The organism is Dyella monticola (assembly GCF_003363155.1).
GTDB lineage: Bacteria > Pseudomonadota > Gammaproteobacteria > Xanthomonadales > Rhodanobacteraceae > Dyella_B > Dyella_B monticola.
In genome coordinates, this window is the sequence record NZ_QRBE01000001.1 from 617,662 (window position 1) to 634,255 (window position 16,594).

Below are 16,594 nucleotides of genomic sequence, written 5' to 3' on the forward strand. Positions count from 1 at the left end.
TCGTTATTCCGGCCTTCGTCGGAATGACGGTGCGTGGGACTGGAAAGTGTCGCACGCATCAATCCACCGCCTTGAAAATCAGCGACGTATTGATCCCGCCAAACGCGAAGTTGTTGTTCATTACATACTCCGCACCCATCGCGCGTCCTGCGCCCACGATGTAATCGAGCTCCGCGCACGCCGGATCCGGTTCCTCCAGATTGATCGTGGGCGCGAACCAGCCGTCGCGCATCATCTGTATCGCCCACCACGATTCCAGTGCACCGCAGGCGCCCAGTGTGTGGCCCACGAAGCTCTTCATCGAACTGATTGCCATGCGTTTGCCGAGTACTTGGGCGGTGGCATGACTTTCTGCGATATCGCCACGGTCGGTCGCAGTGCCGTGCGCGCTGACGTAGGCGATCGCCTCGGGGGAAACCTGTGCATCATCGAGCGCGAGTCGCATGGCGGTTGCCATGGTTTCGCTGGTAGGCTGCGTAATGTGGTTGCCATCGGAATTGCAACCGAAGCCCACGATTTCCGCATAGATGCGCGCGCCACGTGCACGCGCGTGTTCGTACTCTTCCAGTACCAGCGTGGCAGCGCCTTCGCCGACCACCAGGCCATCGCGCGTGCGGTCGAAGGGACGTGGCGTGAGCGTGGCTTCATCGTTGCGCGTGCTGGTGGCGAACAAGGTGTCGAACACCGCCACGCCGGGGCCGGAGAGTTCCTCCGCACCACCACACACCATTAGCGCCTGCTTGCCTTGTTGAATGGTTTCGTAGCCGTAGCCGATCGCCTGGCTGCCCGACGTGCAAGCGCTCGAGGTGGGCAGAATGCGTCCTTTCAAACCAAAAAACATGCCGACATTCACCGCCGTGGTGTGCGCCATCATCTGTACGTAGCTGGTCGCCGTCACGCCCTGCATAGAACCGGTTTCCAGCATGCGTCCCATCACGCGCACCGGTTCGATGCTGCCGCCGGAGGAACCGTAAGCCACGCCCATGCGTCCATCGCTGATGCAGGCGTCATCGAGCAGACCCGCATCGCGCAACGCGCGTTCGCTGGCGGCTACGGCGAGTTGCGCCACGCGGCCCATCGAACGCAGATGTTTGCGCGGCCAGTCGGGGACCTGGAAATCATCGACCGGGCAACCGAGCCGGCTGTTCAGCGATTCATAAAAATCCCACTCCGGCATCCGGCGCACGGCATTGTGTCCTACCCGAAGACGCGGCTGGATGGTCGTCCAGTCGTGTCCCAGTGGTGTGATGCCGCCCATGCCGGTAATGACGACACGCTTCATCGGGTCCTGCTCCGTGCGAAAAAGAAAGTCATGGCGAACGTGTCCGTGGTGCCACGCTGATGGGTACCAACAAGGCGGTGAAACCGATACCCAACAGCAGGGTAAGCCCGAAGTCGCGCAGCGCCGGCATCGAACTCCACGCCAAGAGTCCGAACGACAATAAAGCAGTGATAGCCGAAAGCAGCACGCTCGCGTACATCGCGCCGGGGCGATGGGTTATATGCGGTTCGCCCTCGCGCAAAAAGACGGCGTAATTCGCGCCCACGCCGAGTACCAGCATCAAGGCCATCCAATGAAACAGCGTAAGTGGATGATGCAGGTAACCGAGCAACGCCAGCGTCAAGCCCATGCCCCACACCGGCGGCGCCAGCACACGCGGCACTTGGCGTAAGCCGTAACGCCAGGCGAATACAGGCACGATCAACAACAGTGCGGCGAGCAGCCAGACGCTGGCGTAGCGACGATAGCGACCAAACAGATCGGAGACGCCAGCGGCCTTGTCCACCAGGCTGACGCCGGGCAAATGCACAGCGGCCTGCGCGAGCTGCGCGCTAGACGCATCGCCTTGCGGCACGACCAGTGAAGCTGCGCCGTAGCGAGTATCGTCACCCATCCACAAATAGTGGAAGGGCGCAGCGAGAGAAGTTTGCAGCCACGCTTGCAGGGTGAGCGGCGTGCCGGGCCACGCTTCCACAAAGCGCGTGATGTCGGCATCGCGAAAACCCCCTGTGCTCAGCCACTGGCGCATGCGGTCCGGTTGCGCAAAGAGCGGGGCGAGCAGCGCGTGATCGGCACGCTGACGCTGCAAGGAAGGCACCATGCCCGCCAGTCCCAGCCAGCCTTGCAGCGTTCCGGTATCCACCATGCTTTGCAGCCGCTGCTCCAGCGCTTCTTCGCGTTCCAGCACCTGCTCCTCGTTCGCACCTTGCACGAGATAGAACTGCGTGCTGTTGCCAAGGCCGGTGATATCCCGAATGCGTGCTTCCTGTGTCACCAACGTTGCGGGCGGCGAGATGAGCAGATGCACGTCATCGTCATGGCGCAACTGCCGCCAACCGGGTATCGCCAGCAGCAACGCGACGATGGCGAGCGCCCATCCGCGGCGCCCGGATGTCACGCGCGAGAATGCGCTCTGCAACGCGAGTGCGCTGCGCACGGAAAGCGTCGATAGCGGCTTGGCAGGGCGTTGCAGCAGGGCAGGCAACAGGCAAAACACGCTCAGGCACGCCACCGCCATGCCGGTCATGGCGAAGCACGCCATCTGCCGCAATGCGGAAAACGGTACCAGCCCGAGCAACGCATAACCCAGCAGCGATGTACCCAGCGCCAGCAACAGGGCAGGGCGAACTTGACGCAGGCCCTTGCGGGGCTCCCACACCTGACCCGCATTGGCGCGCGCGGTGAGGTATTGGATGGAGTAGTCCACCGCTTCGCCCAGCAACGCCGCACCAAACACCAGCGTGAGCAGATAAATCTGCCCGAACACCAGCACGCTTATCGCGGTTGCCGCGACGATGCCCAAGGCGGTGGAAAGAAACGCCAGCAGCAGCGGTCCGGGCGAACGGAACACGGCCAGCAATAAAAGCGCGATGCCGAGCGTGGAAATCAAACCAACGCGATGCACATCGCGTTCCGCCCCCCCGCGCGCGGAAGCGGCGTAGAACAACGCACCCGTGCGCAACACCTGTGTGCCGGGTTCATCGTGCTCGATCGCTTGTTCGGCCTGCGCCAGCGCATCCAACGCGCGGCGCTGAACCACATCGTCGTAGGAGGAGCCCTTGAGCGTGGCGGTGACCATCACATAGCTGCCATCGTCGCGATGTACGGTGAGCAGGTTGTCTTCCGGCACCAGGGGCGAGCGACTCCATGGCTGTTGATCCAGCCAGTGCTGCAGCCAGCCAAACGGATCATCCTGCAGCCGCGTGCCCACCCCGGTGACGAACGGTTCGTTGATGCGTTGGGCAAGCGCCTGCTGCGGGTTATAACCGGGCTGGGCGAGCGCGCGCCGATCCGCATCGGTTAAAAGCATGAAGCGATGCGCGAGATAGGGCGCGACCAGTTGCTGCAAATCAAACGGCGGCAGTTCGGCCGTTACCGAGGCAAAGACATTGTTCTTGCCAAGCATGCGGCCTAGTTCGCGCGCGGCTGCTTTGGCGTGATCGTCATCGGCGTTGTGCACCAGCAGGATCACGCGATCGCCATTGGCATGTGCCAGGCGCTGCGCGGCGATTTCAGCCAGCGGATTACGTTCGGTGGCTGGCAGCATGGCCAGCAGATCGGTCTGGATCGGCGAGCGTCCCCGTCCAAACAGCAGCCATGCACCGAGCAAGGTGACCAGCAGCATCGCCGCCAGAAACCATCCCGCGCGCAGCCACAGGTTGCGTTCTGTCATGGCAGATCGAGCGCATGCTTTTCCAGCGCGCTTAGCGGGCCGGCATCGCGGGTGTCGGTCATGCGGATATCGGTTTGCGTACCGTCCTGCATCGTGATGCGAATACGTTGTAGAAACGCGCCGCCATCGAGCTCGATGCCTTTGAGCACCTGCGCCACGCGCGCCTGTTTCGGTGTGAAGTGGAGCGTCCACTGCGCGGCACTGCCATCCACACTTACCGTGAACTGGCGCGTCACAGTATCGAGCCGGCCTGACAGCATGCCTTGCAGCATCTGCGCAATCTGGCTGACGCCGCGCTCGCTGCGCACGGGATGCATGGTGCCGTTGTTGTCGATGCTTACGCCGCGCGTGCCAGTAAGGGCCAGCGTTTGCTGATACGGCTGCTGCACTTGCCACAGCATGCCGTGGCCGGTGACGAACAGCAGTTGGCCGCTGCTGGTTTGCGGCTGGGTGAGCGCGGGGTTCTGGCGTTGCTGCGTGAAGCCGGCGCGCACTGCCGTGTGTTGGCTCAGCTCGCTCAGAATGGAATGAAGCAAGTTGGACGATGTGTCCTGTGCATGCACGCTGACGCATAGGAACAGCAGTACAAAAAACCAGGCTCCCCCCGTATGTTTTCTGCCGTCATTCCCGCGAAAGCGGGAATCCATCCTGCCCTGATGCAGGCGTGAAAATGGATTTCCGCTTTCGCGGGAATGACGGCCGGGAGTGCAGTCACGTGAAACGTTCATGCCGCCCATGCGGCACCCCTCTTCTTGTGCTTACGCCACAGCAACATCGGCGCCCGCGGCAACATGCCTAGCAGCAGCCGGGTGTGCATCGCGGAAATACGCAGGTTGTCGTGCAGCATATGGAAATGGGACAGGCCGTTTTGCGGATAAATCACCCGGGTGGGCAGGTTGCGTACCGGCACGCCGCGCCACATCAGGCGCACGGCCACTTCGGTATCGAAATCCATGCGCGCGGGCAAGGGCGCGCGATCGATCTCGGCACACGTCACATCCAGCGGATACAGACGGTAGCCGCACATCGAATCACGCAGCATGAACGAGAGTGTTTCCAGCCATACGCACACATGCGTCACGTAGCGCCCATACAATCTCGCGCGCGGTACGCTGTGGTCGTAGATCGGCTGGCCGCAGATCAGCGTGGCAGGATGCGCACGGCCTTCGGCAAGAAAGCGCGGCACGTCCGTCACATCGTGTTGACCATCCGCATCGATCTGCAGCGCATGCGAGTAACCGGTATCGCGCGCGGCAATCATGCCGGCGGTGATGGCGCGCCCCTTGCCGCCGTTTCGCGGCAGGCGCAACAACTGCACGCCAGGTGCCGCCAATGTGGCGAGCACGGCGCGCGTAGCCTCATCGCTGCCGTCATCGACGATCAGCACCGGCAGCCCATGTGCGCGCAGCGCCTTGACGGTGGCGGCGATGGTGTCTTTATGGTTGTAGATGGGAATCAGCGCGCAGGGGTGGAAAGCGTGCGGCATGACGCACTCGCCTGCGTTCAACGGGTCAGCAGCGCGCGCACGGTGGCGATCACGTCGCCGACCGTTCGCACGTTCTTGAAGTCCTCGGGCTTGATGCGCATGCCGGTCATGTCCTGCACCTGGATGGCCAGGTCCACGGCATCGATGCTGTCCAGTTCCAGGTCGGTGAACAGGTGGGTTTGGGCGTTCACGCGCGACGGGTCGATCTCGAAGGTGTCATGCAGCACCTCCTTGAGCCTGAGCAGGATGTCTTCATCGCTGATCCCGGTTTCCATCATTGCGTTCATAAACCCAACCTGCTCTGCGACCCTGCATGACCTTCCCCGTACCTTTATCGGCAGGCGCCCAATGCGCCGCAGCCGAAGGCCTGGCCGGTGAAAGCTATTGTTTGTTTCCAACCCGCTGGGCGGGTTCCCCTTATTTCAAACTTTGCCCAATGCCGGCAATGCCTTACCGCACATTTTCTTGCGCCGAAAAAGTCTAGCAGAACTACCCCGTGCGAGCGTGCCCGGGCCAGGGTCGAACGCAAAAGAAAACGCCGGTCATGCGACCGGCGTCCCCAGTACCCTATGGTGCAGTTTTTTACTGCCCGCGCATGCGACCGGCAAAGCGCTGGCCGCCGTTGCCCATGTGCGGCAGCTTGATCTTGCCAATGGCCTCGATGCGCTCTTCGGCCAGACGGTCGGCCGCCTTGTAGGTGGGCACGTTCTGCGTCTTGCTGATTTCGAAGATGCGGCCCAGGTTGTAGTAGATGGTGCGCATCATGCGCATCGCGCGTTCGCGGTTGTAGCCGTCGATTTCCAGCGAGACGTTCATCACGCCGCCGGCGTTCACGGCGTAGTCGGGCGCGTACAGCACGCCGCGGCGCTGCAGTTCTTCGCCGATGGCATCGTTGGCGAGCTGATTGTTGGCCGCGCCGCAGATGATCTTGGCCTTGATGCGATCGATGGTCTGCTCGTTCACCGTGCCGCCCAGTGCGCAGGGCGAGTACACGTCGGCGTCCACGTCGTAGATTTCGTCCAGGCCCACGGCTTCGCAACCCAGTTCGTCCACGCAGCGCTGCACGGCGTCTTTGTTGATGTCGGTGACGAACACCTTGGCGCCCTGTTCGCGCAGCAGCTTAATGAATTCGCTGCCCACGTGACCCGCGCCCTGCACGGCGTAGCTGTACTTGCCCACGTCTTCATTGCCGTGGCGGAAGTTCAGCGCCGCCATCAGGCCCTGCAGCGTGCCGTAGGCGGTAAACGGGGAGGGATCGCCCGAACCGCCATGCACCTGATGCACGCCGGTGACGTATTCGGTTTCGCGGAACACGTATTCCATGTCGTTCACGTCGATACCCACGTCCTCGGCCGTGATGTAGCGACCGTTGAGCGAGTTGACGAAACGGCCGAAGGCGCGGAACAGCGCTTCGGACTTATCTTTCGACGGATCGCCGATGATCACCGCCTTGCCACCGCCAAGGTTGAGGCCGGCGACGGCGTTCTTGTAGGTCATGCCGCGCGACAGGCGCAGCACATCGTTGACTGCATCTTGCTCGGTCTTGTACGGCCACATGCGCAGGCCGCCCAGGGCCGGGCCCAGCACCGTGTTATGGATCGCAACGATGGCTTTCAGGCCCGCGTCTTTGTTGTGGCAGAAGACGACTTCTTCGTGGCCTGTTTTAGCGATGGTTTCGAAAATCATTGGAACGTGAACTCCACATATGACGGTGCCTGGGGACGGCACTGATAGGGAATGCGTTGGCCCCGCCAAGGACCTGACGCCTGAAAACTCAAAGCCCCAGCAAGAAGGCTGGGGCGAAAGTTAGCCGTGTAAGTTTAATACGACTCGTGAAGAAGGCCTGTCGCGCCGCAGCAAAGGGTGTGCGCCACTGCAGCCGGCGCTGGTCGTTCACGCACGTGTCCCGCGAGCAAAAAAAGCCCCGCCGAAGCGGGGCATTTTTCGAGTTTCTGCAAACGATAGGCTTAACCGGCCACCCACACACCCACGTGGAAATGCCAGCCGCCAGGGCCCCGTTCCCAATGCGGATGCACGTAGTGGTAGCCCGGGCGAACGCTTTCCCAATGACCGCGCACGGCGACATAGCGGGCGCCATTCCAGTGCCAGTAACCGCGTGCCCAGATATAGCCCGGACGCGGCGGCGGAACCTCTTCGATCACTTCGACCGGCGGCGGCTGCGGCGCCACTTCAACATAAGCCGGCGGCGGCGGCGCGGGTTGTTCCACATACACCACTCGATGCGGACGCGGTGGCGGTACCGGTTCCACCACGCAACCGGCCGTGACAGCAGTGACACCTGCAAGGGCAAGCAAGGCTGCAAAGCGCAATGACATGAAATTTCCCCACAAAAATGGACCGGAAAGCTGCCGGTCCGTCAGGTGCGAAGAGTCTAGGCTGTGTTGCTTGCGTGAACCTGCGCTCCATCATGGCGATGGAGCGCAGGGATTTGCGCTGATGCGCGATCAGCGGCGGCCCCAATAACCGTCACGCCAGTACCAGCCACCACCGCGGCGCTCCCATACACCGGGATGCCAGAAGTAGCCCGGGCGCGCGCGCACCCACGTGCCACCCACCCATACATGGCGATGCGCGTAGCGGTCCCAGCGCCAGTAACCGGGCATCCACACATAGCCGCGACGCGGCGGCGGAACAGCTTCGTAGCGCGGCGGCGGCGGACCCACGTTGATACCCACGCCGACACTCACCTGCGCAGACGCAGGCGGGGTATAGCTCACGCTGGCAAACGCGAGGGCAATGCCTGCAACAAGCGCCAGTTTGCGGGTCATGCTCATCATGATGTCCTCTCTCCAAAGTTAGGCCGCCGCAACAGGCGGCTGGCAGTGCGGGGAACGCGATCATCTTTGCTGGTGTTGACGTGCGGCCTCAGCGTCGTTCAGCTAGCAGCAGAATTTTGCGAAACCACCCGTCCCCCACCCGCTAGGGTGAGGGGACAATCTTGCGGAGATGTTTCGGCTTGGCAATGGGTCATGGATGGGCCATTGCGCTTCGTGGCTTATGGAATAAAACGAACGGTCGTGCTATTTTTGGTCGCATGAACGCTTCCACCAGCCCTGGCAAAGGCGCCACCACCCGCGAGTTGATCCTCGAGCACGCTTACGAGCTGGCCCGGCACGATGGCCTGGAAGGTCTTTCCATCGGTGCGCTGGCTCTCGGCGTGGGCATGTCCAAGAGCGGTGTGTTCGCCCATTTCGGGTCGCGCGAAGAACTGCAACTGGCGCTGCTGGACGCCACCACCCGGCGCTTCGTCGATTTCGTCATGCGCCCCGCGGTAACGCTGCCGCGCGGGCTCACGCGATTGCGCGCCATTCTGGAGCGGTGGTGCGAGTGGGGGCGTATCCATCAAAGCGGCTGCGTATTGATCAGCGCGGTCATGGAATACGACGGCCGCGAGAACAGCGCCTTGCGCACGCGCGTAAAGCAGCAGCAATCGGGCTGGCGCGATGAGCTCATACGTGCCGTGCGCCAGTCGATCGACGTCGGTGATCTGCGCGCCGACACCCACGCCGAACAGCTCGCCTTCGAAATCTACGCGCTGCTGCTGGCCTTGCATCACGACGCCAGCCTGTTCGGTTTCGACGATGCGCATCGCCACACCTGGGCGGCGCTCGACCGCCTGTTCGCCAGTTATCAGCCGTAGGAGGTTGCCGCCATGACCCAACAATCCGCTGGTTCGCGTCATCACACCGCGCGCAACACATGGAAACTTGGCGCGGTGCGCCTGGGTTTCGCCGTGGGCAGCCGGCTTGCACCCACGCGCACCGTGGATCGCGCGGCGCGGTTGTTCGCCACGCCTTTTGCCAGCAGTCGCAGCCGTGCACGCGCCGCGCAGCCGGATGAGGCCATGCGGCGCGGCGAACTCCACATCGGCGGCGAAACCATCGCGACCTATGTGTGGGGCAATCCATCCACGCAACCTTATGCGTTGCTGGTGCATGGCTGGTCCAGCTTCGGCCTGCGTTATCTGCCGTGGGTGGCAAAACTGCGCGCACTGGGCCTGGCCGTGGTCAGCTTCGATCAACCCGGTCACGGTGCCAGCACCGGCAAGCTGTGCACCTTGCCGGATTTCATCGCCACCGTCCGCGCCGTGGGCAAGCATTTCGGTACGGCCGCGCTCGCGATTGGGCACTCCATGGGCGGTGCCGCACTCGCGCTGGCGCAGGATGAACACTGGCATGCGCAACGTCTCGCGCTGATCGCCCCCGCCGCCGACATCGAGGCCGCCGCCAATCGTTTCATCCGTTTCGTGCGGCTCGGCCAACATCTGCGCGAGCCGTTCCTCTCCTGGTACGAACGCCGCACCGGCGTGCATGCGCGCGAGCTGCATGTACATCGTCACGTTCCCGCACTCGGCCAGCCCGGCTTGATCGTGCACGACCTGGATGATCGCGAAGTGCCATGGGAAGAGGGTGAGCGCTACGCACGTTACTGGCCGGGTGCGCGCTTGCTCACCACGCAAGGCTTGGGCCATCACCGCATTCTGGATGCGGCAGAAGTGATCGATGCAACGCTGGCGTTTGCGCGCGGCGAACGTGTGGGTGATCGCGTCGTGGCATCGCCGAATTTGCCATTCGGGCTGGCGTAGCAAGTCATCTCATCATCGCCAAAAACCGCTTCCTCCCCTGCGCGCAGGGGAGGGCTGGGGTGGTGTAGGCAGCACTTGCGGGATAGTTTCACGCACGTATCCCAACCCCCTCCCAGCCTCCCCCTGCAAGCAGGGGGAGGGGCGTGTTCGGGCGACAACGAAGCGGCGAAGAACAGTTTCAGCCCACTCACTCGCCGCGATACTTCTCCCAATCCAACACCCCCTCCGATTTCGCCACTATCACCGCCGTCACCGCATCCCCCGTCACATTCGCCGCCGTCGTGCACATGTCCAGCAAGCGATCCACCGCCGCAATCACCGCGATCACCTCCAGCGGCAAACCCACCGACGACAGCACCAGCCCCATCACCACCAGCGCCGCACCGGGAATACCCGCAGCGCCGATCGATGCCAGCGTGATCATCACCATCACCGTCAACAACTGGCCGAAGGAAAGCTGCACCCCATACGCATGGCTCGCAAAAATCGCCACCGTGCCCAGATAACACGCCAGCCCCGCCATATTCACCGTGCAGCCCAACGGCAATACAAAGCTCGCCACGCGCGTATCCACACCCATGCGATCCTGCGTGTTCTCCAGATTCAACGGTAACGTCGCCGCACTACTGGCACACGAATACGCAAACAACTGCACCGGTAGCATCTTGCGCAAAAATGGCAGCGGATTGATCCGAAACAGCATCAGCAACACGCTGCAGATCACAAACATAAAAATCAGCAACGCCGCATACGTCACCGCCACCAGCGCGCCGAGATGCCCCAGCACGGTAAAGCCGTGATCCGCCGTGACATACGCCATCAACCCAAACACACCGATCGGCGCAAACACCAGTACGATGTGAATCAGCTTGAACACCACGCTGGCAAGGCTCTCGAAAAACGTGCGCACCGGCGCGGCCGCTTCGCCGGCAAAATTAATCGAGAGCGCAAAGAACATCGCAAACACAATCGTCGGCAACAACGCACCTTCCGCAAACGCCTTGAACGGGTTGGAAGGAATGGCGCCGATCAGCGCATCTTTAATGCTGGCGGTCGGCGCCGCAGGTGCATGACTGGTGCTCAGGCTAAGCCCGAAGCCCGCGCCCACCTTGAACACCATTGCCAGCCCCATCGCAATGGCTGCCATTACCGCCATCGTCACCGCGTAAATAACCAGCGACTTCCACGCCATGCGCCGCATCGTCGCCATATCCGAAAGCGATGTAATGCCGCACACCAGCGACACAAACACCACTGGTATCACGCACATGCGAATCAGTGACATGAACATGTCGCCCAGCGGTGCCAACATTTTCGCGGGCTCGCCCACAAAATGCCCCACCGCAAGGCCAAGGATCATCGCGAGTAGAATCTGTTGCCACATAGGCAGCCGCGGGAAGCGGCGCGGTGTGGAAGACGCAAGCACGGTCGACTGCATAACACGTTCCTCCTGAAAGCTGCATCCGAAACAAGCCGAAGGGGAAGCGTTGTCGCATGTTCAAAAACGATGGTAATCCTCGCCGGTCAGCGGAAACAGCGCCCGCTGGCGCAGCTTCCAGCCTGCAATCACCCGTTTAACAGGCAACCCCACTAGAATGGTTGCGTTTGGAACATACGTTCTCGGAGTCCCCATGAGTTCCCCCGCCAAGCACGTTCCTGCCACCGATGCGCAGGCCGAAACCAGTCCGCTGCGTTTTGTCACCGCCGCCAGCCTGTTCGATGGCCACGATGCCGCCATCAATATCATGCGCCGCATCATTCAATCGCAGGGCGCGGAAGTGATCCACCTGGGCCACAACCGCTCAGTGGAAGACGTCGTGCGTGCTGCACTGCAAGAAGACGCCGACGCCATTGCGCTGTCCTCCTACCAGGGCGGCCACGTGGAGTACTTCAAGTACATGGTGGACATGCTCAAGGAGAAGGGCGCCGCCCACGTCCGCGTATTCGGCGGCGGCGGCGGCACCATCACCCCGGAGGAAATCCGCGAGCTGCAAGCCTACGGCGTGGAGCGCATCTACCACCCCAACGACGGCATGAAGCTCGGCCTGGTGGAAATGATCGAAGACGTCATGCACCGCGCCGGCAGCGCCGCCGCCCAGCGCGAACAGAGTGACGCCATCGTCCCGCCTGCCATCAGCATCGACGATGAAATCAGCATCGGCCACATGCTCTCGGCCATCGAAGAAGGCAAGGTGAGCGACGCCGAACTCGCGCGCCTGCGCAAAGAGTGGTCGCTTGCCGGCAAGCACACGCCCGTGCTCGGCATGACCGGCACTGGCGGCGCGGGTAAATCCTCCGTGGTGGATGAACTGCTGCTGCGCTTCCTGCACGCCTTCCCGCACATGCGCATCGCCGTGCTCGCCGTGGACCCCACGCGCCGCCGCAGCGGTGGCGCACTGCTGGGCGATCGCATCCGCATGAATGCACTGCGCAGCCATCGCGTCTACATGCGCTCCATGGCCACGCGTCGCCAGAACGCCGCCACCAACGAAGTGCTGCACGACTGCATCAACTTCCTGAAAGCGCAGCCGTACGACCTGGTGATCGTGGAAACCGCCGGCATCGGCCAGAGCGATTCGGAAATCGTCGACCTCGTCGACTTCCCCGTCTACGTGATGACCAGCGACTACGGCGCCGCCAGCCAGCTCGAAAAAATCGACATGATCGATTTCGCCGAACTCGTCGTGCTCAACAAATTCGACAAGCGCGGCGCCGAAGACGCCCTGCGCGACGTGCGCAAACAGTGGAAGCGCAACCGCAACGCCTTCACGCTCAAAGACGAAAACGTGCCGGTGTATCCCACCATCGCCAGCCAGTTCAACGATCCAGGCGTCACCTGGATGTTTACCAACCTGTGCCGCCTGCTGCGCGAAAAGCTCACCGCCAAGGGCGGCGAGCACGCCATCGAAACTACCCACTGCGATTTCCAGCCGACGCTGGACGTCACCCTCAAAGAACCCCGCGCCACCGTCCTCATCCCTGGCGCACGCGTGCGCTACCTCGCCGAAATCGCCGAGCAGGGCAGGGGCATCAACAGCGAAATCGAACGCGAAGCCGAATTCGCCAGCAAGGCCCAGCACTACTACGAATCGCTGAAAGAACTCGGCGATGAAAAGCTGCCGCAGCCGCTGGAACGCTACGATCACGACGCCACGCACGACACCGCAACCGAGCGCTCCCTCCTCGTGCTCCGCCAACGCTACAACGCCGCCCTGCGCGAGCTCAGCAGCGAAGCCCTGCACCTGCTGCGCGACTGGCCCAAGCTCTACAAATCCGTCACCGACGACGTCAACGAATACAAAGTGCGCGACAAAGTGATCCGCGTAGAAAACTACCGCGAATCCCTCAGCCACCAGAAAATCCCCAAAGTCGCCCCGCCCAAAACCAAAAACTGGGGCGACCAGTTGCGCTTTCTCATGCGCGAAAACCTGCCGGGCCACTACCCGTACACCGGCGGCGTGTACCCCTATCGCCGCACCGGCGAAGACCCCACCCGCATGTTCGCCGGCGAAGGCACGCCCGAACGCACCAACCGCCGCTTCCATTACCTGAGCCAGGGCGGCGCCGCCACGCGCCTGTCCACCGCGTTCGACTCCGTCACCCTATACGGTGAAGACCCCGCGCCGCGCCCGGACATCTACGGCAAAATCGGCAACTCCGGCGTCAACATCGCCACGCTCGACGACATGAAGAAGCTCTACTCCGGCTTCGACCTCAGCGCGCCGACCAGCTCCGTCTCCATGACCATCAACGGCCCCGCGCCGATCATCCTCGCGATGTTCATGAACACCGCGATCGATCAGAACGTGGAGAAATACCTCAAGCAAGATCCTGCACGCTGGTCCGACGCGCAAAAACGCATGGACCAACTCTTCGCCAGCAAAACGCGCCCCGCGTACTCCGGCGACCTGCCCAAAGGCAACGAAGGCTTGGGCCTGAGCCTGCTCGGCGTCACCGGCGATCAACTCATCGACGCCGACACCTACGCCCGCATCAAAGAAGAAACCCTGCAAACCGTGCGCGGCACCGTGCAGGCCGACATCTTGAAAGAAGACCAGGCGCAAAACACCTGCATCTTCAGCACCGAATTCGCGCTGCGCATGATGGGCGACATCCAGCAATACTTCGTCGACCACAAAGTGCGCAACTTCTATTCGGTCTCCATCTCCGGTTATCACATCGCCGAAGCCGGCGCCAACCCGATCAGCCAGCTCGCCTTCACCCTCAGCAACGGCTTCACCATTGTTGAGTACTACCTCGCGCGCGGCATGAACATCGACGACTTCGCGCCGAACTTAAGCTTCTTCTTCTCCAACGGCATGGACCCGGAATACACCGTTATCGGCCGCGTCGCCCGCCGCATCTGGGCACGCGCCATGCGTGAGCGCTACGGCGCCAGCGCACGCAGCCAGATGATGAAGTACCACATCCAAACCTCCGGCCGCTCCCTGCACGCGCAGGAAATCCAGTTCAACGACATCCGCACCACCCTGCAAGCGCTGTACGCATTGTTCGATAACTGCAACAGCCTGCACACCAACGCCTACGACGAAGCCATCACCACGCCAACGGAAGAAAGCGTGCGCCGCGCCGTCGCCATCCAGATGATCATCAACAAAGAACTCGGCCTCAACTTCAACGAAAACCCGTGGCAAGGCAGCCACATCGTCGACGACCTCACCGACATCGTGGAAGAGGCGGTCTACAAAGAATTCGAAGCCATCAGCGAACGCGGCGGCGTGCTCGGCGCCATGGACACCATGTACCAGCGCGGCAAGATTCAAGAAGAATCCATGTACTACGAGCACAAAAAACACGACGGCAGCCTGCCCCTCATCGGCGTCAACACCTTCCTGCCCAAAGACCACGGCGGCGAAATCGCCACCGAAATCGAACTCATTCGTTCCACGGAAGAAGAGAAGGGCCAGCAGATCGACAACGTGCAGGCGTTCGGCAAAGCCCGTAACGAGCTGGCGCCGGAAAGCCTCAAGACGCTACAGAACACCGCGCGTGAGCGTAAGAATGTATTCGAGCAGTTGATGGAGGCGGTGAAGTACAACTCGTTGGGGCAGATTAGCCATGCCCTGTACGACGTTGGCGGTGAATACCGTCGCAATATGTAACAAGCGCCGACGCAAAACCTTCTCCCCTTGGGAGAGGGCTGGGTGAGGGGTTGTTCGGAGCGCAACATTTTGCGCATCGAGCCCTAACCGAGCGCCTGTAATAGCACCATCCCTCCAAAGCCCGTTAATACGTGGCCGCTTTTCATCACGCTGCCTTTACAAATCCCCCGCCGCACCCTTGCTAGCATTTCCCGCGGGAATTAAGCATCTAAAAAAAGGGCAGGGGGAAACAATGACAAAGTTTTTAGCCGTGGCGGCAACCGCCACGCCAACTATTGGCTGCGTAACAGCTTCGAGGGATCTCATTACGTTCTTCGAACTAAGTAAGCAGAGCATTCGTGATGTTCCGCGCTTCCACGACGATAGCAAATTGATGGCTGACTTAATTCGGCAACTTGCCTAAGCGGCTGGCGGCGGAGCATATGAAAGACGCCCTAACTATGCTTCAGACGGGTGGGCCGTTGACCTATCTCGTCCTACTTGTGTTCGCACTGCCTGCACCGATCCGGGGATTCTTTGCGTTAACGCGTAGTCGGAGTCAGGCACGCAAAGAATTTCTTGAGCTTTGGAAAAATGGCGACAAGAACGACGATTTCTGGCTCGAACTAATGATTCGCCACTGTTTTGGCGAAGCACTCCCGGCCGCATTGGTTCGACGTGTGATGCACCTACCTGCCGCTCCAACAGCGTTAGCCAATCTGGCACTTTCGTGGTCATGGTTTACTTATGATGTTGAGACAGCAAGTTTGCAATGGAAAAGGAAATGGCGCGGAAGATGGAGGTGGGCCATGATTGAATACTATGCCTGTAATGTGGCGTACATGGTGCTCGGCACTATCGGTGTAATGTCTATTCTAGCGTGGTTATTTAAGTCAGTTGCGTTGCTTGGTGGGCTAGTATGCCTGTTAGGCGCGATATCAATCTCGCCTCGCTTAGTAAATATGGGTTTCGCTATCAAGGCGTTCAAAGGACTGTCAACTTTATTCGTCCACCAACAAGATCAATCGCTAACGGTCATCAATGTAATCGGACCGCTTTAACTCTCGCTACAAAATAATCGTAAGAGACGAAGGTAGATTTGGTGCAGCTGCGAGCCAAGGGGTTTTATCGGAAACCGCAATAGCTAAGTCTGAGTGCTTGCATGGATAACAGGGGAAAGGAATGAGAGAGAAAAAATTTCCAGTTTGTGCGGCCAATATAGTTGTACTTAATCATCCAGAGGGAGTGTACGAGCGCTTGATTACTGCTGCCTTCAACTTGCTTTCGATTGTTCCGGTTCATGGGGATAGGCATGCATTGTTGGTGAGCGTCGAGAGAAGTCAGGAGTTGACGATCAGTGGAAGAAAAGTTCTGCGAGGTTCGCTATCAACTTTCCTTGAATTAGGACGTTGATGCGCCGTGGTTTGATGTTGATAGTCTGAGAGTGACCATCGAAGACCAGCGCAAGTGCATACAGATTCCTGATTCACTCCGCCCCAATATGGCCGATTTCTACTTTGTGTTTGTTCCAGCGTCGCACTTTTTAGTTTGTCAGGCAGAGTCGGTAATAAGTGGTCGGCGAACACATGTCGCCGACGTGGGCAGGTTCGTTTAACCTGGCTGAATAACACTATCTGGCACCGTAGTTGTTCAGCTCAGCAAAAGTGGGGCCCAACTCGCTTCGGTTGTCGCCACCATGAGTGATACCCCCTAGGTGGTCATTTAT

The 16,594-nt window shown here is 60.9% G+C and carries 14 protein-coding genes and 1 pseudogene; 6 read left to right on the plus strand and 9 right to left on the minus strand.

Going from position 1 to position 16,594, the window contains the following annotated elements; genetic code table 11:
• Nucleotides 1–58: 58 nt before the first annotated feature.
• The 8 genes from DWU98_RS02650 to DWU98_RS02685 form a co-directional block, all read right to left on the minus strand.
• Nucleotides 59–1,282 (minus strand): beta-ketoacyl-ACP synthase, encoded by a 1,224-nt coding sequence (locus DWU98_RS02650; protein WP_115493894.1) that lies wholly within the window; start codon nt 1,280–1,282, stop codon nt 59–61.
• Between the two features lie 28 nt (nt 1,283–1,310).
• Nucleotides 1,311–3,674, minus strand: coding sequence for an MMPL family transporter (locus DWU98_RS02655; RefSeq protein ID WP_115493895.1), 2,364 nt, complete (start codon nt 3,672–3,674; stop codon nt 1,311–1,313).
• Nucleotides 3,671–4,210 carry a LolA family protein gene (locus DWU98_RS02660; protein WP_230474623.1) on the minus strand — a complete coding sequence of 180 codons (540 nt, stop codon included), beginning with the start codon at nt 4,208–4,210 and terminating at the stop codon, nt 3,671–3,673. The genes DWU98_RS02655 and DWU98_RS02660 overlap by 4 nt, the downstream gene beginning before the upstream one ends.
• Nucleotides 4,211–4,398: 188 nt before the next feature.
• A complete protein-coding gene (locus DWU98_RS02665) occupies nt 4,399–5,160 on the minus strand; it encodes a glycosyltransferase family 2 protein (RefSeq protein ID WP_115493897.1) in 762 nt (253 codons plus the stop codon).
• Between the two features lie 17 nt (nt 5,161–5,177).
• A complete protein-coding gene (locus DWU98_RS02670) occupies nt 5,178–5,435 on the minus strand; it encodes an acyl carrier protein (RefSeq protein ID WP_230474624.1) in 258 nt (85 codons plus the stop codon).
• A gap of 307 nt (nt 5,436–5,742) precedes the next feature.
• Nucleotides 5,743–6,846 (minus strand): Glu/Leu/Phe/Val dehydrogenase dimerization domain-containing protein, encoded by a 1,104-nt coding sequence (locus DWU98_RS02675; protein WP_115493898.1) that lies wholly within the window; start codon nt 6,844–6,846, stop codon nt 5,743–5,745.
• Between the two features lie 281 nt (nt 6,847–7,127).
• The gene (locus tag DWU98_RS02680) at nt 7,128–7,496 is read right to left on the minus strand and encodes a YXWGXW repeat-containing protein (protein ID WP_115493899.1); all 369 of its coding nucleotides are present in this window, start codon (nt 7,494–7,496) and stop codon (nt 7,128–7,130) included.
• A 129-nt stretch (nt 7,497–7,625) separates the two neighbouring features.
• Nucleotides 7,626–7,958 carry a YXWGXW repeat-containing protein gene (locus DWU98_RS02685; RefSeq protein WP_115493900.1) on the minus strand — a complete coding sequence of 111 codons (333 nt, stop codon included), beginning with the start codon at nt 7,956–7,958 and terminating at the stop codon, nt 7,626–7,628.
• A gap of 257 nt (nt 7,959–8,215) precedes the next feature.
• Between DWU98_RS02685 and DWU98_RS02690 the strand changes: the two genes are divergently transcribed.
• Together DWU98_RS02690 and DWU98_RS02695 are read left to right on the plus strand one after the other, a co-directional pair.
• Nucleotides 8,216–8,821, plus strand: coding sequence for a TetR/AcrR family transcriptional regulator (locus DWU98_RS02690; RefSeq protein WP_115494167.1), 606 nt, complete (start codon nt 8,216–8,218; stop codon nt 8,819–8,821).
• A 12-nt stretch (nt 8,822–8,833) separates the two neighbouring features.
• Nucleotides 8,834–9,766, plus strand: a complete 933-nt coding sequence (locus tag DWU98_RS02695) for an alpha/beta hydrolase (RefSeq protein WP_115493901.1) — start codon at nt 8,834–8,836, stop codon at nt 9,764–9,766.
• 187 nt (nt 9,767–9,953) lie between these two features.
• Here the strand turns inward: DWU98_RS02695 and DWU98_RS02700 are convergent, their stop codons facing one another.
• On the minus strand, nt 9,954–11,204 hold the full coding sequence (locus DWU98_RS02700) for a dicarboxylate/amino acid:cation symporter (protein WP_115493902.1): 1,251 nt from the start codon (nt 11,202–11,204) through the stop codon (nt 9,954–9,956).
• Nucleotides 11,205–11,397: 193 nt separating this feature from the next.
• Between DWU98_RS02700 and DWU98_RS02705 the strand changes: the two genes are divergently transcribed.
• The 4 genes and pseudogenes from DWU98_RS02705 to DWU98_RS22525 all read left to right on the plus strand — a co-directional run.
• Nucleotides 11,398–14,889 carry a methylmalonyl-CoA mutase family protein gene (locus DWU98_RS02705; RefSeq protein WP_115493903.1) on the plus strand — a complete coding sequence of 1,164 codons (3,492 nt, stop codon included), beginning with the start codon at nt 11,398–11,400 and terminating at the stop codon, nt 14,887–14,889.
• Between the two features lie 422 nt (nt 14,890–15,311).
• Nucleotides 15,312–15,929: a hypothetical protein gene (locus DWU98_RS02710; RefSeq protein WP_115493904.1), complete on the plus strand. Its 618-nt coding sequence runs from the start codon at nt 15,312–15,314 to the stop codon at nt 15,927–15,929.
• Between the two features lie 121 nt (nt 15,930–16,050).
• Complete coding sequence (locus DWU98_RS22635) at nt 16,051–16,281, plus strand: DUF4747 family protein (RefSeq protein ID WP_484488894.1); 231 nt, start codon at nt 16,051–16,053, stop codon at nt 16,279–16,281.
• A gap of 4 nt (nt 16,282–16,285) precedes the next feature.
• Nucleotides 16,286–16,483 (plus strand): annotated as a pseudogene (locus DWU98_RS22525) (DUF4747 family protein); the annotation flags it as partial.
• Nucleotides 16,484–16,594: the final 111 nt, after the last annotated feature.